Below are 20697 nucleotides of genomic sequence, written 5' to 3'. Positions count from 1 at the left end.
GTGGAGCTTTTATCTGGCGGTGAGATGCTCGTCCGCTTTTTGCGTGACGAAGGCGTCAAGTACATCTACGGGTACCCGGGTGGTGCTCTTCTTCATGTCTACGATGCCCTGTTCAAAGAACCGGAAGTGACTCACATCCTGGTTCGTCACGAGCAGGCTGCGACCCATATGGCTGACGGTTATGCCCGTGCCACCGGTAAAGCCGGTGTGGTACTGGTGACCTCGGGCCCGGGCGCAACCAACGCCATCACCGGTATTGCCACGGCCTACATGGACTCCATTCCGATGGTGATCATTTCCGGCCAGGTGCCTAGCACCATGGTAGGTACCGATGCGTTCCAGGAAACCGACATGATCGGTATCTCCCGGCCGATCGTGAAGCACAGCTTCATGATCAAGCACGCTTCGGAAATCCCGGAAGTCATGAAGAAAGCGTTCTACCTGGCGCAATCCGGTCGTCCTGGTCCGGTCGTTGTCGATATTCCGAAAGACATGACCAACCCGGCCGAGAAGTTCGAATACATCTTCCCGAAAAAAGCCAAGCTGCGTTCATACAGCCCGGCCGTTCGCGGTCACTCCGGGCAAATCCGCAAGGCAGCCGAAATGCTCCTGGCGGCCAAGCGTCCTGTGATGTACGCAGGTGGCGGTGTGATCCTCGGTGGTGGCTCCGCGCCGCTGACCGAATTGGCGAAGATGCTCAACCTGCCCGTGACCAATACCCTGATGGGCCTGGGTGCCTACCCTGGCACCGACCGTCAGTTCATCGGCATGCTCGGCATGCACGGCAGCTACACCGCCAACCTGGCGATGCACCATGCCGACGTGATCCTTGCGGTCGGCGCGCGGTTTGACGACCGCGTGATCAATGGCGCGTCGAAGTTCTGCCCGAATGCCAAGATCATTCACATCGACATCGACCCGGCTTCGATTTCCAAGACCATCAAGGCAGACGTGCCAATCGTCGGTCCGGTCGAGAGCGTCCTGACCGAAATGGTCGCGATCCTCAAGGAAATCGGCGATACCCCGAACAAGGAGTCCGTTGCCAGCTGGTGGAAGCAAGTCGATGAGTGGCGCGGTGATCGTGGCCTGTTCCCTTATGACAAGGGCGACGGCAGCATCATCAAGCCGCAGACCGTGATCGAAACCCTGTGCGAAGTGACCAAGGGCGATGCCTTTGTGACCTCCGACGTGGGCCAGCACCAGATGTTCGCCGCGCAGTACTACAAGTTCAACAAGCCGAACCGCTGGATCAATTCCGGTGGTCTGGGCACCATGGGCTTCGGCTTCCCGGCGGCCATGGGCATCAAGTTGAGCTTTCCGGATGACGACGTCGCCTGCGTAACGGGCGAGGGCAGCATCCAGATGAACATTCAGGAACTGTCGACCTGCCTGCAATACGGTCTGCCGGTAAAAATCGTCATTCTGAACAACGGCGTGCTGGGTATGGTTCGCCAGTGGCAGGACATGAGTTACGGCAGCCGTCACTCGCACTCCTACATGGAATCGCTGCCCGACTTCGTCAAGCTGGCAGAGGCCTATGGTCACATCGGCGTGCGCATCACCGACTCCAAGGATCTGAAGTCGAAGATGGAAGAGGCATTCGCCATGAAGGATCGCCTGGTGGTGATCGATATTTCGGTCGACACCAGCGAGCACGTCTACCCGATGCAGATCAAAGACGGCTCGATGCGCGATATGTGGCTGAGCAAGACGGAGCGTACTTAATCATGCGGCACATTATTTCCTTGCTTCTGGAAAACGAACCGGGCGCCCTGTCTCGCGTAGTCGGCCTGTTCTCACAGCGCAACTACAACATCGAAAGCCTGACCGTGGCACCTACCGAAGACCCGACCCTGTCGCGTCTGACGCTGACCACGGTCGGGCACGATGAAGTCATCGAGCAGATCACCAAGAACCTGAACAAGCTGATCGAAGTGGTCAAATTGGTCGACCTGTCGGAGAGTGCTCACATCGAGCGCGAACTGATGCTGGTCAAGGTCAAGGCCACCGGCGCCCAGCGCGCCGAGATCAAGCGCACCACCGATATTTACCGTGGGCAGATCGTCGATGTCAGCGCAAGCGTGTATACCGTTCAACTGACCGGTACCAGCGACAAGCTCGACAGCTTCATTCAGTCCATTGGCACCGCATCGATCCTGGAAACCGTCCGCAGCGGCGTAACCGGTATTGCCCGCGGCGACAAAGTACTCAGCATCTAAACCAAATTAGCGAATGGCCTGAACGGCCTGGATATATAGGGGAATTTCATGAAAGTTTATTACGAGAAAGACTGCGACCTGTCGATCATCCAGGGCAAGAAAGTTGCCATCATCGGCTACGGTTCCCAGGGCCACGCCCAAGCGTGCAACCTGAAAGACTCCGGCGTTGACGTGACTGTTGGTCTGCGTAAAGGCTCGGCCACCGTTGCCAAAGCCGAAGCTCATGGCCTGAAAGTGACTGACGTTGCTTCCGCTGTAGCCGCTGCCGACCTGGTCATGATCCTGACCCCGGACGAGTTCCAGTCCGCGCTGTACAAGAACGAAATCGAGCCGAACATCAAGAAAGGCGCCACCCTGGCCTTCTCCCACGGCTTCGCGATCCACTACAACCAGGTTGTGCCGCGCGCTGACCTCGACGTGATCATGATCGCGCCGAAAGCACCGGGCCACACCGTGCGTTCCGAGTTCGTCAAAGGCGGCGGTATCCCTGACCTGATCGCTATCTACCAGGATGCTTCCGGCAACGCCAAAAACGTTGCGCTGTCCTACGCCGCTGGCGTGGGTGGCGGTCGTACCGGCATCATCGAAACCACCTTCAAGGACGAGACCGAAACCGACCTGTTCGGCGAACAAGCCGTTCTGTGCGGCGGTACCGTCGAGCTGGTCAAAGCCGGTTTCGAAACCCTGGTTGAAGCTGGCTACGCGCCGGAAATGGCCTACTTCGAGTGCCTGCACGAACTGAAGCTGATCGTTGACCTCATGTACGAAGGCGGTATCGCCAACATGAACTACTCGATCTCCAACAACGCCGAGTACGGCGAGTACGTGACCGGCCCGGAAGTGATCAACGCCGAATCCCGTCAGGCCATGCGCAACGCCCTGAAACGTATTCAGGACGGCGAATACGCCAAGATGTTCATCAGCGAAGGCGCCACCGGCTATCCTTCGATGACCGCCAAGCGTCGTAACAACGCCGCTCACGGTATCGAAATCATCGGCGAGCAACTGCGCTCCATGATGCCGTGGATCGGTGCCAACAAGATCGTCGACAAAGCCAAAAACTAAGTCGCGCACTTGTACGGAAAACGCGGCCTTGGCCGCGTTTTTTCGTTTGGCCGGCCGGTTCTGGTATAAAGCTGCATCGTTTGCGGCCGAACCCTCGTCCCAGACACCTGTCCAAACTTTCCACACCGTTGCAAGGTAATGTCCATGAGCGAACGTCCCGAAGAGCCAAACCAGGCTTCTGACGCCGAAAGCCTGCTGCCCATCGATGAACACATCGAGGAAGGGCATGACGCTGAAGGTCGTAAAGTCCGGCATCGTGGTATCTATCTTCTGCCGAATCTGTTCACCACTGCGAACCTGTTCGCAGGGTTTTATTCCATCATCAACTCGATGAGCGCCCAGAGCGCCTTGAGTGCCGGCGATGCTATTGGCGCGAGCAAGTATTTTGCGTTTGCCGCGATCGCGATTTTCGTCGCCATGGTGCTCGATGGTCTCGACGGTCGTGTGGCCCGCATGACCAATACCCAGAGCGCCTTCGGTGCCGAGTACGACTCGCTGTCGGACATGGTCGCCTTTGGTGTCGCGCCGGCGTTGCTGGCATTCGGCTGGGCCTTGGGCGACATGGGCAAGGTCGGCTGGATGGTCGCCTTCATTTATGTCGCGGGTGCCGCGCTACGTCTGGCGCGCTTCAACACCCAGGTCGGCACTGCCGATAAACGCTACTTCATCGGCCTGGCCAGTCCGGCTGCCGCGGGTGTAGTGGCGGGGATTGTCTGGGCGTTCAGCGATTACGGGATCCAGGGTTCGAAGATGTCTTTCCTGGTGGCGTTGATGGTGGCGGCGGCGGGCATGCTGATGGTTAGTAACATCAAGTACAACAGCTTCAAGGAGCTGGACTTGAAAGGGCGTGTGCCTTTCGTGGCAATCCTCGCCGTGGTCCTGGTGTTTGCCGTCGTGTTCAGTGATCCGCCGCGCATTCTGCTGCTGGTGTTCCTCGCCTATGCGGCCTCTGGTCCGGTGCAATATTTGCTACGACTTCGTCGGCACAAGAACGGCTGATTTTCCTTCATACTCCGCAGTCTATGGGTGCATCTGTCTTCCATGCTGCGGAGTTGCCATGCTGATCAATATTCCCAAGGCGTCTGACTGCCATGAGTCGGACGTCACGCCTGAAGCCCTCTATCTTTCTCGACGCCATGTAATAGGTGCGGCCGTTGCCGGTCTGGCCGTGAGCAGTCTGCCGCGCTGGGCGAATGCCGAGGATGCGGCGCGCTACGCCGATGTCGAGCCTGGCAAGGCGCCGCCCTGGTTTGCCGAAAAGCTTCCTGCTACCCGATGGGGGGCGGTCAACGTCAAGGATGAGGCGATCACGCCGTTCAAGGACGCGACCCACTACAACAACTTCTACGAGTTCGGCGCCGATAAAGGTGACCCGGCCGCCAACGCCGGGGCGCTGAAGACCGAACCCTGGAGCGTGGTGGTGGACGGTGAGGTGGGTAAGCCGGGGCGGTATGCGCTGGAGGACTTCATGAAGCCCTATCAGCTGGAAGAGCGCATATACCGCCTGCGCTGTGTGGAGGCCTGGTCGATGGTCATTCCATGGATCGGCTTCCCCCTGTCGGCTGTGCTCAAGGAGGTCGAGCCGACCTCCAGCGCCAGGTTCATTCGCTTCGAAACCCTGCAGGATCCCAAGACCATGCCCGGGCAGCGTTCCGGTTTCGCCTTGATCGACTGGCCTTATGTTGAAGGGCTGCGGCTGGACGAGGCGATGAACCCGCTGGCGATTCTTGCCGTGGGCATGTACGGGCGGGAGTTGCCGAATCAGAACGGTGCACCGCTGCGTCTGGTGGTGCCCTGGAAGTATGGCTTCAAGAGCATCAAATCCATCGTGCGTATCAGTCTGGTCAGCGAGCAGCCAAAAACTACCTGGCAGAGCATCGCCTCGGATGAGTATGGCTTCTATGCGAACGTCAATCCCACGGTCGACCACCCGCGCTGGACCCAGGCCCGTGAGCGACGTTTGCCGAGCGGTCTGTTCAAGCCCAATGTGCGTGACACGCAGATGTTCAACGGCTACTCGGATGAAGTCGCTTCTTTATATACAGGGCTCGATCTGCGGAAGAACTACTGATGCGCTATCCGTTCTGGCGCATCGGGGTCTTCATCGCCGCTGCGGTGTGGCCACTGCTTTGGTTGTATCAGGCCTGGGAGGATGTGCTGGGGCCTGATCCAGGCAAGGTGCTGGTCGACCGCCTGGGCCTGGGGACGCTGATACTGCTGCTGATTACCTTGAGCATGACACCTTTGCAAAAGCTCACTGGTTGGGCGGGGTGGATTGCTGTCCGGCGGCAACTGGGGTTGTGGTGTTTCGCCTATGTGGTGCTGCATCTGAGTGGTTATACGGCGTTCATCCTTGGCTTCGATTGGTCGCAGCTGGGTGTCGAGTTGCGCAAGCGCCCGTACATTATTGTCGGGGCACTGGGCTTTCTCTGTCTGCTGGCGTTGGCGGTGACCTCCAATCGTTACAGTCAGCGGCGCCTGGGGGCTCGCTGGAAGAAACTGCATCGGCTGGTCTATGTGATTCTCGGGCTGGGATTGCTGCATATGTTATGGATCGTGCGCGCCGATCTGAAGGAGTGGGCGATCTATGCCTCTATTGGCCTATTGCTGTTAGTACTGCGAATACCGCCCGTAGCCCGCCGAATCCCACGATTGGTTGCCAAAAAGACACCTTCTGCACGAAAGGCGTAATTAAAGGTTGACGGCAGAATCTGGAAGTCTATAATTCGCCCCACTTCCGGCGCAGTCGAAACGGAAAACTCCTTGGTAAACAAAGAGTTACGCAGTTTTCGACAGCGGTTACGCTTCAGGTCATCGAAGCCCAGAAGGAGTTGGTAGGGCAATGTGTTGTCGCCTTATTAACAATTCGATCTTCTCGATCGAAGCGGTGTAAAAGAGGTGTTGACAGCAGCGACTAACGCTGTAGAATTCGCCTCCCGCTAACGAGAGATCGGAAGCGCAAGTGGTTGAAGTTGCAAAGGAAACTTTGAAAACTTCTGAAAATAACCGCTTGACAGCAGCAGAGGAAAGCGTAGAATGCGCGCCTCGGTTGAGACGAAAGATCTTAACCAACCGCTCTTTAACAACTGAATCAAGCAATTCGTGTGGGTGCTTGTGGAGTCAGACTGATAGTCAACAAGATTATCAGCATCACAAGTTACTCCGCGAGAAATCAAAGATGTAACCAACGATTGCTGAGCCAAGTTTAGGGTTTCTTAAAAACCCAAAGATGTTTGAACTGAAGAGTTTGATCATGGCTCAGATTGAACGCTGGCGGCAGGCCTAACACATGCAAGTCGAGCGGCAGCACGGGTACTTGTACCTGGTGGCGAGCGGCGGACGGGTGAGTAATGCCTAGGAATCTGCCTGGTAGTGGGGGATAACGCTCGGAAACGGACGCTAATACCGCATACGTCCTACGGGAGAAAGCAGGGGACCTTCGGGCCTTGCGCTATCAGATGAGCCTAGGTCGGATTAGCTAGTTGGTGAGGTAATGGCTCACCAAGGCGACGATCCGTAACTGGTCTGAGAGGATGATCAGTCACACTGGAACTGAGACACGGTCCAGACTCCTACGGGAGGCAGCAGTGGGGAATATTGGACAATGGGCGAAAGCCTGATCCAGCCATGCCGCGTGTGTGAAGAAGGTCTTCGGATTGTAAAGCACTTTAAGTTGGGAGGAAGGGCAGTTACCTAATACGTATCTGTTTTGACGTTACCGACAGAATAAGCACCGGCTAACTCTGTGCCAGCAGCCGCGGTAATACAGAGGGTGCAAGCGTTAATCGGAATTACTGGGCGTAAAGCGCGCGTAGGTGGTTCGTTAAGTTGGATGTGAAATCCCCGGGCTCAACCTGGGAACTGCATTCAAAACTGACGAGCTAGAGTATGGTAGAGGGTGGTGGAATTTCCTGTGTAGCGGTGAAATGCGTAGATATAGGAAGGAACACCAGTGGCGAAGGCGACCACCTGGACTGATACTGACACTGAGGTGCGAAAGCGTGGGGAGCAAACAGGATTAGATACCCTGGTAGTCCACGCCGTAAACGATGTCAACTAGCCGTTGGGAGCCTTGAGCTCTTAGTGGCGCAGCTAACGCATTAAGTTGACCGCCTGGGGAGTACGGCCGCAAGGTTAAAACTCAAATGAATTGACGGGGGCCCGCACAAGCGGTGGAGCATGTGGTTTAATTCGAAGCAACGCGAAGAACCTTACCAGGCCTTGACATCCAATGAACTTTCCAGAGATGGATTGGTGCCTTCGGGAACATTGAGACAGGTGCTGCATGGCTGTCGTCAGCTCGTGTCGTGAGATGTTGGGTTAAGTCCCGTAACGAGCGCAACCCTTGTCCTTAGTTACCAGCACGTAATGGTGGGCACTCTAAGGAGACTGCCGGTGACAAACCGGAGGAAGGTGGGGATGACGTCAAGTCATCATGGCCCTTACGGCCTGGGCTACACACGTGCTACAATGGTCGGTACAGAGGGTTGCCAAGCCGCGAGGTGGAGCTAATCCCAGAAAACCGATCGTAGTCCGGATCGCAGTCTGCAACTCGACTGCGTGAAGTCGGAATCGCTAGTAATCGCGAATCAGAATGTCGCGGTGAATACGTTCCCGGGCCTTGTACACACCGCCCGTCACACCATGGGAGTGGGTTGCACCAGAAGTAGCTAGTCTAACCTTCGGGAGGACGGTTACCACGGTGTGATTCATGACTGGGGTGAAGTCGTAACAAGGTAGCCGTAGGGGAACCTGCGGCTGGATCACCTCCTTAATCGACGACATCAGCTGCTCCATAAGTTCCCACACGAATTGCTTGATTCATTGAAGAAGACGATTTAGAAGCAGCCCGAAATTGGGTTGTAGCTTGGTTGGTTAGAGCACACCCCATGCTTTGTGGTAAAGAGCAGGGTGAGGTCGGCCTGAGTAGCTCGAAATTGGGTCTGTAGCTCAGTTGGTTAGAGCGCACCCCTGATAAGGGTGAGGTCGGCAGTTCGAATCTGCCCAGACCCACCAATTTTGCTTGTGTGGGAAACGCCTGTAGAAATACGGGGCCATAGCTCAGCTGGGAGAGCGCCTGCCTTGCACGCAGGAGGTCAACGGTTCGATCCCGTTTGGCTCCACCACTACTGCTTCTGTTTGTTGAAAGCTTAGAAATGAGCATTCCACCAAGACGGTGATGAATGTTGATTTCTAGTCTTTGATTAGATCGTTCTTTAAAAATTTGGGTATGTGATAGAAAGATAGACTGAACGTTACTTTCACTGGTAACGGCTCAGGCTAAGGTAAAATTTGTGAGTTGCTCTTAATTGAGTATTATCGAATTTTCGGCGAATGTCGTCTTCACAGTATAACCAGATTGCTTGGGGTTATATGGTCAAGTGAAGAAGCGCATACGGTGGATGCCTTGGCAGTCAGAGGCGATGAAAGACGTGGTAGCCTGCGAAAAGCTTCGGGGAGTCGGCAAACAGACTTTGATCCGGAGATGTCTGAATGGGGGAACCCACCTAACATAAGTTAGGTATCTTAAGCTGAATACATAGGCTTAAGAAGCGAACCAGGGGAACTGAAACATCTAAGTACCCTGAGGAAAAGAAATCAACCGAGATTCCCTTAGTAGTGGCGAGCGAACGGGGACTAGCCCTTAAGTGGCTTTGAGATTAGCGGAACGCTCTGGAAAGTGCGGCCATAGTGGGTGATAGCCCTGTACGCGAAAATCTCTTAGTCATGAAATCGAGTAGGACGGAGCACGAGAAACTTTGTCTGAATATGGGGGGACCATCCTCCAAGGCTAAATACTACTGACTGACCGATAGTGAACTAGTACCGTGAGGGAAAGGCGAAAAGAACCCCGGAGAGGGGAGTGAAATAGATCCTGAAACCGTATGCGTACAAGCAGTGGGAGCCCACTTTGTTGGGTGACTGCGTACCTTTTGTATAATGGGTCAGCGACTTATTTTCAGTGGCGAGCTTAACCGAATAGGGGAGGCGTAGCGAAAGCGAGTCTTAATAGGGCGTCTAGTCGCTGGGAATAGACCCGAAACCGGGCGATCTATCCATGGGCAGGTTGAAGGTTGGGTAACACTAACTGGAGGACCGAACCGACTACCGTTGAAAAGTTAGCGGATGACCTGTGGATCGGAGTGAAAGGCTAATCAAGCTCGGAGATAGCTGGTTCTCCTCGAAAGCTATTTAGGTAGCGCCTCATGTATCACTGTAGGGGGTAGAGCACTGTTTCGGCTAGGGGGTCATCCCGACTTACCAAACCGATGCAAACTCCGAATACCTACAAGTGCCGAGCATGGGAGACACACGGCGGGTGCTAACGTCCGTCGTGAAAAGGGAAACAACCCAGACCGTCAGCTAAGGTCCCAAAGTTATGGTTAAGTGGGAAACGATGTGGGAAGGCTTAGACAGCTAGGAGGTTGGCTTAGAAGCAGCCACCCTTTAAAGAAAGCGTAATAGCTCACTAGTCGAGTCGGCCTGCGCGGAAGATGTAACGGGGCTCAAACCATACACCGAAGCTACGGGTATCACTTAGGTGATGCGGTAGAGGAGCGTTCTGTAAGCCTGTGAAGGTGAGTTGAGAAGCTTGCTGGAGGTATCAGAAGTGCGAATGCTGACATGAGTAACGACAATGGGTGTGAAAAACACCCACGCCGAAAGACCAAGGTTTCCTGCGCAACGTTAATCGACGCAGGGTTAGTCGGTCCCTAAGGCGAGGCTGAAAAGCGTAGTCGATGGAAAACAGGTTAATATTCCTGTACTTCTGGTTATTGCGATGGAGGGACGGAGAAGGCTAGGCCAGCTTGGCGTTGGTTGTCCAAGTTTAAGGTGGTAGGCTGAGATCTTAGGTAAATCCGGGATCTTAAGGCCGAGAGCTGATGACGAGTGTTCTTTTAGAACACGAAGTGGTTGATGCCATGCTTCCAAGAAAAGCTTCTAAGCTTCAGGTAACCAGGAACCGTACCCCAAACCGACACAGGTGGTTGGGTAGAGAATACCAAGGCGCTTGAGAGAACTCGGGTGAAGGAACTAGGCAAAATGGCACCGTAACTTCGGGAGAAGGTGCGCCGGTGAGGGTGAAGGACTTGCTCCGTAAGCTCATGCCGGTCGAAGATACCAGGCCGCTGCGACTGTTTATTAAAAACACAGCACTCTGCAAACACGAAAGTGGACGTATAGGGTGTGACGCCTGCCCGGTGCCGGAAGGTTAATTGATGGGGTTAGCTAACGCGAAGCTCTTGATCGAAGCCCCGGTAAACGGCGGCCGTAACTATAACGGTCCTAAGGTAGCGAAATTCCTTGTCGGGTAAGTTCCGACCTGCACGAATGGCGTAACGATGGCGGCGCTGTCTCCACCCGAGACTCAGTGAAATTGAAATCGCTGTGAAGATGCAGTGTATCCGCGGCTAGACGGAAAGACCCCGTGAACCTTTACTATAGCTTTGCACTGGACTTTGAATTTGCTTGTGTAGGATAGGTGGGAGGCTTTGAAGCGTGGACGCCAGTTCGCGTGGAGCCAACCTTGAAATACCACCCTGGCAACTTTGAGGTTCTAACTCAGGTCCGTTATCCGGATCGAGGACAGTGTATGGTGGGTAGTTTGACTGGGGCGGTCTCCTCCTAAAGAGTAACGGAGGAGTACGAAGGTGCGCTCAGACCGGTCGGAAATCGGTCGTAGAGTATAAAGGCAAAAGCGCGCTTGACTGCGAGACAGACACGTCGAGCAGGTACGAAAGTAGGTCTTAGTGATCCGGTGGTTCTGTATGGAAGGGCCATCGCTCAACGGATAAAAGGTACTCCGGGGATAACAGGCTGATACCGCCCAAGAGTTCATATCGACGGCGGTGTTTGGCACCTCGATGTCGGCTCATCACATCCTGGGGCTGAAGCCGGTCCCAAGGGTATGGCTGTTCGCCATTTAAAGTGGTACGCGAGCTGGGTTTAGAACGTCGTGAGACAGTTCGGTCCCTATCTGCCGTGGACGTTTGAGATTTGAGAGGGGCTGCTCCTAGTACGAGAGGACCGGAGTGGACGAACCTCTGGTGTTCCGGTTGTCACGCCAGTGGCATTGCCGGGTAGCTATGTTCGGAATAGATAACCGCTGAAAGCATCTAAGCGGGAAACTAGCCTCAAGATGAGATCTCACTGGGACCTTGAGTCCCCTGAAGGGCCGTCGAAGACTACGACGTTGATAGGTTGGGTGTGTAAGCGCTGTGAGGCGTTGAGCTAACCAATACTAATTGCCCGTGAGGCTTGACCATATAACACCCAAGCAATTTGACTACTCGAAAGAGCATCAGATTGCGGTGTGTGAAGACGAAATGAACCGAAAGTTCGAATCTTGCAAACACCGAAAGCTATCACATACCCAATTTGCTGAAGCGAGGCCAGCTGGTCGCGACTCAGTACCCGAATTTCTTGACGACCATAGAGCATTGGAACCACCTGATCCCATCCCGAACTCAGCAGTGAAACGATGCATCGCCGATGGTAGTGTGGGGTTTCCCCATGTGAGAGTAGGTCATCGTCAAGATTAAATTCCGAAACCCCTATCTGCGTATGCAGGTAGGGGTTTTGTTTTTGTCTGGAATAAACCGCGATTCGGCTACAGCACAAATTTGCACAGTTATTTTCGGTTCAGAACACTAGAATAGGTCCAACTTTTTCGGAGCCAGAGCCTTTATGCCAGATCCGGTTGACGCCCCCGGGCTGTCAGAATTACCGCTGGACGACTTGGTGGCGTGCCATGAGTGCGACTTGCTGATGCGCAAGCCCGAGCTCGCCCATGGCGAGAAAGCCCTGTGTCCGCGCTGCGGTTACGAGCTATACGCCCATCGGCACAACGTAGTGCAGCGTAGTCTGGCTTTAGTGATCGCCGCGCTGTTGTTGTTTGTCCCGGCGAACTTTTTACCCATCATGCAGCTCAATCTACTCGGACAATCGTCGAACGATACGGTCTGGACCGGCGTTGTCGGTCTTTTTGATTCCGGCATGCAGGGTGTTTCGGTGGTTGTGTTCCTGTGCAGCATGGGAATTCCCTTGCTCAAACTGCTCTGCCAGCTAGCCGTATTACTCAGTATTCGTTTTGATGTCGGCCGCAGCTACGGCTTGTTGCTTTACCGCATTTATCACCACCTGCGCGACTGGGGAATGCTCGAGGTCTACCTCATGGGCGTGCTGGTGGCGATCGTCAAACTGGCAGATATGGCAGCCGTGACCGTCGGCCTTGGCCTGGCGTGTTTTATCGGTTTGTTGTTGGTCCAGGTCTGGTTGGAGGTGGTGATGTCGCCCCATCAGGTCTGGCAGGCTTTATCAGGAGAGGATGCCCATGCGGGCGATTGATGCAGGTATTCTGATTTGCGCCGAATGCCATGAATTGAACAAGCAGGAAGCTGACACCGACGAGCAGGTCTGCACCCGTTGTGGTGCGCTGGTGCACGCACGCCGACCGAACAGTCTGATGCGCACCTGGGCGCTGCTGGTTACTGCCGCAGTTCTCTACATTCCGGCGAACGTGCTGCCGATCATGACCGTCACCTCCCTGGGCAAGGGCGATCCCAGCACCATCATGTCGGGTGTCATCCAGCTGGCTCAACACGGCATGATTCCCATTGCGGCCGTGGTTTTTATTGCCAGTATCCTGGTACCGACGTTCAAGTTGGTAGGCATCGCATTGTTGTTGTTTTCGGTGCAACGCCGCCAGCCGCTCTCGGCTCGCCAGCGGATCTGGATGTACCGCTTTATCGAGTTCATCGGCCGCTGGTCGATGCTGGATATCTTCGTGATCGCCATCCTGGTGGCGGTTGTGAATTTCGGACGGCTTGCCAGCGTCGAAGCCAATCTTGGCGCCATCGCTTTCGCCAGTGTGGTGATTCTGACGATGCTTGCCGCCGTTACTTTCGATCCCCGACTGATTTGGGATAACACGGAGTCGGATGACGACCATGACTGATTTGCCTACAGCAAAAACCCGACCGGCCTCGAACTGGTCCGCAATCTGGGTGTTGCCCCTGATCGCCTTGATCATCGGTGGCTGGCTTGGCTGGCGTGCCTACAACGAGACCGGCATCGAGATTCAAGTGCGTTTCGACAGCGGTGAAGGCATTCAGGCCAACAAAACCGAGGTCGTCTACAAAGGCATGTCCGTCGGTAAGGTGAAGACCCTGAAACTCGACGATGAAGGCGCCGCCAAGGGCGTGATCGCCACCGTCGAGATGAACAAGGACGTTGAGCAATACCTCAGGACCAGCACGCGCTTCTGGCTGATCAAGCCGAGCGTGACCCTGGCGGGTATCACCGGCCTGGAAACCCTGGTTTCGGGTAACTACGTCGCGATCAGTCCGGGAGAAGGCGAGCCGACTCGCAAGTTCAAGGCGCTCGCCGAAGAGCCACCGCTATCCGACGCCCAGCCCGGTCTGCACCTGACCATCAAGGCTGATCGTCTCGGCTCGCTGAACCGCGGCAGCCCGGTGTTCTACAAACAGATCAAGGTCGGCCAGGTCAAAAGCTACCTGCTATCCGAAGATCAAGGCACCGTAGAACTAAAAGTCTTCATCGAACCCACCTACGCCAAGCTGGTGCGCAAACATACGCGCTTCTGGAATGCCAGCGGCATCAGTATCGATGCCAACCTGTCGGGCGTGAAAGTGCGCAGCGAATCTCTTGCGAGCATCGTCGCTGGCGGCATCGCCTTCGCCACGCCGGAGAATCGCAAAGACAGCCCGGCCACCGATCCGAGCCTGCCGTTCCGTCTCTACGAAGATTTCGATGCCGCTGCCGCCGGTATTCGGGTCAAGGTCAAACTCAGTGACTTCGAGGGCCTGCAGGCCGGTCGCACGCCAGTGATGTACAAAGGCATTCAGGTCGGCACACTGAAAGCGCTGAAGATCGATCCTGACTTGTCCGCCGCCAGTGCCGAGTTGACCCTTGATCCCCTGGCCGAGGATTATCTGGTCGATGGCACTCAGTTCTGGGTGGTCAAACCGTCGATCTCCCTCGCCGGTATTACCGGCCTGGAAGCGCTGGTCAAAGGTAACTACATTGCCGTGCGCCCCGGCGACAAGGGGGCCGCACCGCAACGGGAATTCGTCGCCCGGCCCAAGGCGCCGCCGCTAGACTTGCGTTCCCCGGGGCTGCACTTGGTACTGTTTACCGAGAACCTGGGTTCGCTGGATGTCGGTAGCCCGATTCTCTACAAACAGGTCAAGGTCGGTTCGGTCCAGAGCTATCAATTCTCGCGGACCAAGAAGCAGTTGGTGATCGGCGTCCACATCGAGAAGGAATACGAAGGCCTGGTCAACGCTTCGACCAGGTTCTGGAATGCCAGCGGCATTACGCTCACGGGTGGACTGACCGGTGGAATCCAGGTCAAAAGTGAATCGCTGCAAAGCCTGATGGCGGGCGGCATCGCCTTCGAAACGCCGCTGGCTACAGCGCCATTGCAGAAGCGGATTCCGCGATTCCGTCTGCATGCAAATCGCGAAGAAGCCAATCAGAAAGGCACTGTGGTGACGATCAAGGTGGATCGCGCCGATGGTTTGCACAGCGGCACGCCGATTCGTTTCAAAGGTCTGGATGTCGGCAAGATTGAAGACGTCGACCTCAGTGACGACCTGCAATCAGTACTGCTGACGGCTCGTATTACTGAAGTGCCGGAGCGTATCGCCCGGGCTGGCAGTCAGTTCTGGGTGGTCAAGCCTGAACTGGGGCTGATCAAGACCTCCAACCTTGAAACCCTGGTCACCGGACAGTACATCGAGGTGCAGCCGGCGGCGAAAAACCTGGGGCCGCAAAAGAATTTCGTGGCCCTGGCCAATCCACCGGAAACCGCCAGACAGGAAGCCGGTTTGAGCCTGGTCTTGAGCGCTGCCCGCCGTGGTTCGCTGAAAACCGGTGTGCCGGTGACGTATCGCGAAATCACCGTGGGCAAAGTGACGGGGTATGAACTGGGCCAGACCGCTGATCGTGTGTTGGTGCGCATTCTGATCGAGCCCAAATATGCGCCGTTGGTGCGCAGCGGTACGCGTTTCTGGAATTCCAGTGGCTTCGGTTTCGACTACGGCTTGTTCAAAGGCGCGACGATGCGTACCGAATCGCTGGAGACGCTGATTCAGGGCGGTATCGCTTTCGCCACTCCGGACGGTGAGCGCATGGGCAGCCCGGCGCGACCCGAGCAGACGTTCCCGTTGTTCGACAACTTTGAAGAGGAATGGCTGACCTGGGCGCCGAAGATCGCGATCGGTAAGTAGCAGGCAATTATTTGGCTGTCTGTGATGCCGCCTTCGCGAGCAGGCTCGCTCCCACAAGGGGATATGCTGTGTACACAGTTACTGACCAGCACCGATCCAATGTGGGAGCGAGCCTGCTCGCGAAGAGGCCCTGAAGAACGCTGAAAGAACCTGCCAGACGACTATAAAAAAGGCCGCGATCCAATTGATCGCGGCCTTTTTTATTGCTTTCTATTAACCCGAATCAGACCGCATCCAGCTCCGGCTCATCGGCTTCGACAATAACCGTTGGCTTCACTTCATCATGCCGACGAATGTACTTCCAGTCCGCCTCGTCGATATAAATCCCGTTCGGCCCGCTGCCACCTTCCAGGTCGATGGCGACACTGGCGCAAACCTGCGGCTTCACACTGGCCAGGATCGGCACGAAGCCCAGTTGCAGGCTGGTTTCCAGCAAGGCGGCCTGGTTCTTCTCATCGATGTCCGCCGCCTCGTCGAGGTAGTACGGCAATCGCACACGACCGGCCTGGTCGCGGTCCATCAAGTGCAGCAACAAGTACATGTTGGTCAGTGCCTTGATGGTCATGGTGGTGCCGTTGGACGCCGCACCGTCGATGTCAGTGTGGATCACCGGCTGGCCGTTGACCTTGGTGATCTCGAACGCCAGCTCGAACAGATCCTTGAGCCCCAGCTGGTTGTGGTTCGCCGCCACCAGCCGCGCCAGGTATTCCTTGGCTTCTTCGTTCTTGTTGTCCTGATCGGCGCTTTGGTTCAGGTCGAAGACGGAAAGGGTTTCGCCTTCTTCGTACTGGCCGGCGCTGTGGATGATCTGGTCGATGTGCTTGAGCGCTTCCTTGTTCGGCGCGAGCACGATGCGGAAGCTCTGCAGGTTGGAGACCTGGCGCTTGTTGATCTCGCGGTTGAACAGTGCCAGTTGGTGCTCGAGGCTGTCGTAATCGCTGCGGATATTGCGCAGGGTCCGGGCGATGTCGGTGACCGCCGCGCGGCGGGCTTTGCCCAGGGTCAAGGCTTCGTCCGTGCGGTGCGCGTAGGCATTGATCAGCAATTGCAGGCGACGCTCCATGTCGTCTTCGCTGTCGAACTTGGCTACGCCCTTCAGGCGCACCTGGGCATACAGCGCCTCGATCTGCCCGTCGCTGCGCAGCAGGCCCTGCCAGCTGTCCTGATAATCGTTGAGCAGTGGCAGCAGGTTTTCCATGGAGTCGTCGACCGGGTCCATGAATGGCGTGCCGAACGGCAAGTCTGCCGGCAGTAACTGACGGCGGCGCAGAGCGTCGTCGAGGGTGCGTTGCTTGGCTTCCATGTCGCCGATCTGCCGGCCGACCAGTTGCAGTTTGGCCGACAGTTGCTGGACGCGTTCGGTGAAAGCATCGCTGGAGCGTTTCAACTCGTCCTGCGCGGCTTCCATCTGGGCGAGTTGCTCCAGCTTGTCGCCTTCTTCGGCGCTCAGGGTTTGCGAGCGACGGAAATCTTCCAGGGCTTTCTGCGCGTCCAGCACTTGCTGGTAAAGAGCTTCGGTCTGGGTCTTGCTCGCTGCGCGGTCGGCCGCTACCGCCGCTTGAGTTTTAAGTTGCTTGAGCTCTTTTTCCAGACGCTCTTTCTGATCGCGCAACGCCGCACGGTCAGCCAAGGCTTGCAGTGCGGGTGGCTCGATGTGCGAAATGTCGATGGACAGACCAGGCACTTCGAAGCGTTCGCCTTTAAAGCCATCGAGGATCAGCTCCATGGATTTGACCCACGCGCCGTCCTCATCCAGCGTGATGCCGTGCTCGCCCAACGGCAGGCTGAACAAGGCGCTGTTGAACAGGCGCATCAGTCGTTCGACATCCTGTTGCGAGAACTCTTCGCGCAGACGGGCGTAGCTGTTGTTGTCGGCGTGATCGAGTTGCTGTTTGACCGACTTCAGGCGTTTTTCCAGATCCCGCAGACGTTCCTCGAGGTCTTCAGCGCTGAACTGCCGAGACTGCGCCAGTGCGCCAGCGAGTTCATCGTGCGCGTCCTTGGCCGCGAGCAGCTGCTGCTCAAGGACTTTGACGTCATCGACCAGGGCGAAGCGATGCTTGAGCACCGACAATTCGCCGAGCCAGCGCTGGATGCCGGCGATTTCCCGCTCCAGGCGCATCAGCTCCTGAGTGCCGCCGCGCTGATCGTTTTGCAGGGCATCCTGCTCATGGCGGTAGTGCTCGGCCTGGATAGTCAGCTCTTCCTTGCGCGCACTGGCGTAATCCGACCAGGTGCCGAGCAGCGAGTCGAGCAAGGGCGACAGGCGATGCAGCTTGCCGCGCAGGATATTGCGCTGGGCCACACCGGACGCCAGTGCTTCGACCAGCGGGCCCGCGGTAACCAGCGAGTTGTAGTCCTGCTCCATGCGTCGTACATCGCGGAACGCTTCTTCGCACGCGGCGATGTAATCGACGCTGCCGGAACGCAGGCTGTGTTCGAAGGCATCGAGGAACAGCTGCTTGAGCTTGGCCGCAGTGATTTCGCGCATGTGCAGCAGGTTGATGAACAGTGCGCGGAAGGTCTTCAGGCTTTGCTCGCTGGTGGAGCGCAGCGGGATCAGCGTCAGGTCCAGCGGAATCGAAGTGTGACCGCCGACCAGCAAGCGCCGCAGTTCATCCGGCTTGAGCTCGTAGGCTTTCAGCCCTTCACGTTCAAGGTTGGTGAACAGTTCTTTCTGGCGCAGGCAGGTGTCGTTTTTCTGGTAATGGGCCAGATCCAGTTTGCCGGCGTAGGCAAAGAACTGGTGACCGAAACCGCCACCCGGGCCGCGGCCGACCACGCCGATCACGTGCGGGCCGTGGGGCAATGAGACTTCGACCAGGATGTAGCTGGTGTCCGAGGCGAAGTAGAAGCGCCGGGATTGTTCCAGGCTGTACTTGCCGAAACTCATGTCCGACATGCGCGCCAGGATCGGGAACTGCAGGGCGTTGATCGAAGCGGATTTACCGAGGTTGTTCGCGCCGTAAACCGACAGCGGCTCCTCCAGCGGGAACAGGCCGAGGCTATAACCGGCGGTGTTTAAAAGGGCAAAGCGGCGAATGCCGTAGCGTTCCTTGCTCATGCATCGGTCTCCTGTTCTTCGGCAATGGCGCGGGCCATGGCGTCTTCTTCGCTTTCTTCCTCGAAGTCGCTCAGGTCGAGCGGATCATCGGTTTGCAAAAGCTTTTCGTCGCTGTCGTCATCGATCAGCACCGGAGCCGGCAACGGCAGTACGCTGTGCAGGCTGGCCGCCAGATCGCGATCCTGTTGCACCGACAGGCATACATCAAGGAAACGGTGCATCGGCGGCAGGAAACGGTAGATGCCGTTTTCTTCGCCGGCAAAACCGAGCTGGGTCATGCGACGCATGATTTTTTCTTCAAGTTCTTCTACGGTCTGCACCTCGGCCTGAATGAACAGGTCGCGGTACTTTTCCAGCAGCGACGGCAATTCATCGCGACCGAGGCTGCCACCATCGAGCACGGCGACTGGATCACGGCCCTGATCGGCCAGGTGCTCGACGAGGATGAAGGTGAACAGCGCCAGCCGTTGCGCAGTCTTGTTCACCGCCGCTGCAGCCAGATCCGGCACGAAGTAGTAGAAGCCACGGGTGTCGCAGACCAGTTCAAAGCCCAACGCCCTGAACAGCGTGCGGTACTGGTCCTGGAAGTTCGACAACTGCGCGTACAACTCGGGATCGCGGCGGCTGACGTGATAGCCCTTGAACAGCTCGCGAAAGATCGGCGCCAGTTGGGACAGTTCGGATAGATCAAGATGCATGTGGGGTGCTCGCAGAAACCTCGGCGGCGTCGCGGGCCGAGAGCAGGGCGAAGGAGCGCAGGCTGACCTGGTGCTCATGAGTGTGGTAATCGCGGCGTTCCAGACGCTCGCGTTTGAAGCGTTTCTCCCGCGACAGGCGCGAGAACCAGTAGAGCAATTCGTCGGTGGCACCGTCCGGTTCCTGCTCCAGCAGCCAGGTCATCAGGTCCGGCATCGGCAGGGCGTCTTCGCAACGTTCGAGCATCTCCCGAACCGTGCGGGGCGCGCGCGGGGCTTCGTCTTTCTGGGTTTTGTGGGCCTTGGGGAAACGCGCCGGTTTCGGCTCGAAACGCGCCAGGGCGTACACGTAGGCTTCGACCTGACTGGCGCTGCCGAGGAAGGTGCTTTGCGGGCGAGTGAACATCGGCATCGCGGCTTGCGGCACCGCATCGATGCCTTTGCGCCGGATGGCCGCCAGGGCCAGTGCAGCGCCACGGGTCACGGCGTTATGCCGGCGGGCTTCTTCACGCAGCGGCAGCAGCAGTTCGCGGGCATGGCGCAAAGTCAGCTGGGCGCTGGTCTGCATTTCGAGGATGCGCGCGTGGGTGCGCAGCAACATGTCATCGTCGACCAGGTGCCCGAGGCGCTGCTGTTCGGTGAGCATCTTCAACAGGACGTTTTCGACCTTGCGCACACCTTGCTCGAAGGCGCCGTCGGCGTTCACCAACTGGATCATCGGCTCGACATATTCATCCCAGGTCGCCAGCACTTCAGCGTAACGCTGGCGCAGCGGGATCTGCCGGTCGCTGGTCTTGGCGCGCTCGGCGACGGCCACCAGGGCCTGTTCATCGTTGGCGAGCTTCTTCAAAACGTCCCGTACACGCATGTCGAGCAGGCGCAACTGGCGCGCCAGGTCGTTGCCGTCGCGGATGTCGAAGGCATCCTGGATATAGCCGGCCAGACGCTCGAGATGGCGCAGATAGGCTTCGATCTCCAGGCACAGGCCCAAGCGGTGTTCACGGCGCAGGTAAGCGAGGAAATCGTGAATCTGCGCGTTGAGCTCGAACCGGTTCGGGCTTTTGGCCACGGGAACCAGAATGTCGAGGCGAATCCACACGTCCAGCAGGCTGGTGATGTCCTGCGGCGTACTGTCCAGTTGCTGGGCGGCCAACTGCGAACGCAATTCGTTGAGGCTCAGGGTGCCTTGGTCGAAGTGCTCGCACAGTGGCTCCAGAAGTGCCCAGTGTTCAGCGAGGGCGCGCAAGACGCGCTTGGGTTCGATCATCGGGATGGCCGGCTGGTTGACGATTAAAGGTCGCGATTGTACTGCATCGGGGGCGATGCGATTCACTCTCGGGATGGGCTGTCGGTTTTCTCTCGATCAAGCGTGGGCGATCTTGAGCGAAGGGCGGTAGAAT

Annotated in this window: 12 protein-coding genes, 2 tRNA genes and 3 rRNA genes; 14 read left to right on the top strand and 3 right to left on the bottom strand. The window is 57.0% G+C overall.

The features are described from left to right. The 14 genes from ACA041_RS27490 to ACA041_RS27425 all read left to right on the top strand — a co-directional run bounded on the left by ACA041_RS27490 (position 1) and on the right by ACA041_RS27425 (position 15538). Entirely contained in the window at positions 1–1725 is a 1725-nt protein-coding gene (locus ACA041_RS27490) for an acetolactate synthase 3 large subunit (protein WP_497438679.1), read from the top strand. 2 nt (positions 1726–1727) lie between these two features. Further along, positions 1728–2219 carry an acetolactate synthase small subunit gene (ilvN, locus tag ACA041_RS27485; protein WP_003176102.1) on the top strand — a complete coding sequence of 164 codons (492 nt, stop codon included), beginning with the start codon at positions 1728–1730 and terminating at the stop codon, positions 2217–2219. A gap of 48 nt (positions 2220–2267) precedes the next feature. Next, positions 2268–3284, top strand: coding sequence for a ketol-acid reductoisomerase (gene ilvC, locus ACA041_RS27480; RefSeq protein WP_007948647.1), 1017 nt, complete (start codon positions 2268–2270; stop codon positions 3282–3284). A 144-nt stretch (positions 3285–3428) separates the two neighbouring features. Continuing rightward, the gene (pssA, locus tag ACA041_RS27475; protein ID WP_497438678.1) at positions 3429–4283 is read left to right on the top strand and encodes a CDP-diacylglycerol--serine O-phosphatidyltransferase; all 855 of its coding nucleotides are present in this window, start codon (positions 3429–3431) and stop codon (positions 4281–4283) included. A 58-nt stretch (positions 4284–4341) separates the two neighbouring features. Then, on the top strand, positions 4342–5355 hold the full coding sequence (gene msrP, locus ACA041_RS27470) for a protein-methionine-sulfoxide reductase catalytic subunit MsrP (RefSeq protein WP_497438677.1): 1014 nt from the start codon (positions 4342–4344) through the stop codon (positions 5353–5355). Then, complete coding sequence (gene msrQ / locus ACA041_RS27465; protein WP_497438676.1) at positions 5355–5975, top strand: protein-methionine-sulfoxide reductase heme-binding subunit MsrQ; 621 nt, start codon at positions 5355–5357, stop codon at positions 5973–5975. Before msrP ends, msrQ begins: the two co-directional genes overlap by 1 nt. Positions 5976–6519: 544 nt before the next feature. After that, positions 6520–8058, top strand: a 16S ribosomal RNA gene (locus ACA041_RS27460). A 165-nt stretch (positions 8059–8223) separates the two neighbouring features. Further along, positions 8224–8300: transfer RNA gene (locus ACA041_RS27455), tRNA-Ile, on the top strand. A 34-nt stretch (positions 8301–8334) separates the two neighbouring features. Further along, positions 8335–8410: transfer RNA gene (locus ACA041_RS27450), tRNA-Ala, on the top strand. A gap of 249 nt (positions 8411–8659) precedes the next feature. Continuing rightward, a 23S ribosomal RNA gene (locus ACA041_RS27445) occupies positions 8660–11551 on the top strand. A gap of 156 nt (positions 11552–11707) precedes the next feature. After that, positions 11708–11823, top strand: a 5S ribosomal RNA gene (gene rrf / locus ACA041_RS27440). The 16S, 23S and 5S rRNA genes sit together here with 2 tRNA genes alongside, the layout of an rRNA operon. Positions 11824–11972: 149 nt before the next feature. Continuing rightward, positions 11973–12632: a paraquat-inducible protein A gene (locus tag ACA041_RS27435; RefSeq protein WP_497438675.1), complete on the top strand. Its 660-nt coding sequence runs from the start codon at positions 11973–11975 to the stop codon at positions 12630–12632. Further along, the gene (locus tag ACA041_RS27430) at positions 12619–13242 is read left to right on the top strand and encodes a paraquat-inducible protein A (RefSeq protein ID WP_497438674.1); all 624 of its coding nucleotides are present in this window, start codon (positions 12619–12621) and stop codon (positions 13240–13242) included. The genes ACA041_RS27435 and ACA041_RS27430 overlap by 14 nt, the downstream gene beginning before the upstream one ends. Next, entirely contained in the window at positions 13235–15538 is a 2304-nt protein-coding gene (locus ACA041_RS27425) for a PqiB family protein (RefSeq protein WP_497438673.1), read from the top strand. The genes ACA041_RS27430 and ACA041_RS27425 overlap by 8 nt, the downstream gene beginning before the upstream one ends. 223 nt (positions 15539–15761) lie before the next feature. Here ACA041_RS27425 and mksF read toward each other — a convergent pair whose 3' ends face one another. From mksF to mksB, 3 genes are read right to left on the bottom strand one after another with little or no spacing between them, the layout of a single operon-like run. Beyond that, positions 15762–18602 carry an Mks condensin complex protein MksF gene (gene mksF, locus ACA041_RS27420; protein ID WP_497438672.1) on the bottom strand — a complete coding sequence of 947 codons (2841 nt, stop codon included), beginning with the start codon at positions 18600–18602 and terminating at the stop codon, positions 15762–15764. After that, entirely contained in the window at positions 18599–19300 is a 702-nt protein-coding gene (gene mksE / locus ACA041_RS27415; protein ID WP_497438671.1) for an Mks condensin complex protein MksE, read from the bottom strand. The genes mksF and mksE overlap by 4 nt, the downstream gene beginning before the upstream one ends. Beyond that, the gene (mksB, locus tag ACA041_RS27410; RefSeq protein WP_497438670.1) at positions 19290–20564 is read right to left on the bottom strand and encodes an Mks condensin complex protein MksB; all 1275 of its coding nucleotides are present in this window, start codon (positions 20562–20564) and stop codon (positions 19290–19292) included. Before mksB ends, mksE begins: the two co-directional genes overlap by 11 nt. Between the last annotated feature and the right edge of the window lie 133 nt (positions 20565–20697).

Source organism: Pseudomonas sp. LBUM1676 (assembly GCF_059695605.1).
The sequence above is the reverse complement of the archived record's forward strand: the minus strand, read 5'-3'. Positions and strand labels throughout refer to the sequence as shown.